We start from the raw sequence: 618 nt of genomic DNA, 5'->3' as shown, positions 1-618 counted from the left end.
ATCCTGTCTTCCCGACCATTCTTCTTAAAACTTATGGGGTCTTAGCTCAGCTGGGAGAGCGCCTGCTTTGCACGCAGGAGGTCAGGGGTTCGATCCCCCTAGACTCCACCAATATATTATATGATGGCGGTGTAGCTCAGCTGGCTAGAGCGTACGGTTCATACCCGTAAGGTCGGGGGTTCGATCCCCTCCGCCGCTACCATTAATAATTATGATTAGATTAACATGGACCTTTAGCTCAGCTGGTTAGAGCAGACGGCTCATAACCGTCCGGTCGTAGGTTCGAGTCCTACAAGGTCCACCAGCAGCTTAATATATATGGAGGAATACCCAAGTCCGGCTGAAGGGATCGGTCTTGAAAACCGACAGGCGGGTTAAACCGCGCGGGGGTTCGAATCCCTCTTCCTCCGCCATATTATTTTAGCGAAACATGGAGAATACTCTAAACTTAATACTTTTTACTATCGCGGGGTGGAGCAACGAGCGTTGCTACAATGAATAATCTGCGAGTTGTACCCATCGAGCTGCTGCTTGATTAAGCTTTCTGAGATGGGGACAGTCAGTAACAAAACTTGGAGCATACTCCAAACTTAATAACTTTTACTATCGCGGGGTGGA

4 tRNA genes are annotated in these 618 nt (G+C 48.7%); all 4 read left to right on the top strand.

What is annotated here, in order from left to right:
• Positions 1 to 35 precede the first annotated feature (35 nt).
• The 4 genes from COD92_RS31300 to COD92_RS31285 all read left to right on the top strand — a co-directional run bounded on the left by COD92_RS31300 (position 36) and on the right by COD92_RS31285 (position 413).
• Positions 36 to 111: transfer RNA gene (locus COD92_RS31300), tRNA-Ala, on the top strand.
• Positions 112 to 125: 14 nt separating this feature from the next.
• A tRNA-Met gene (locus COD92_RS31295) sits at positions 126 to 202 on the top strand.
• A gap of 25 nt (positions 203 to 227) precedes the next feature.
• A tRNA-Ile gene (locus COD92_RS31290) sits at positions 228 to 304 on the top strand.
• Positions 305 to 320: 16 nt separating this feature from the next.
• Positions 321 to 413, top strand: a tRNA-Ser gene (locus tag COD92_RS31285).
• Positions 414 to 618 lie beyond the last annotated feature (205 nt).

It is taken from the genome of Bacillus sp. AFS037270 (assembly GCF_002585305.1).
This window is presented reverse-complemented; position numbering and strand designations above follow the sequence as displayed.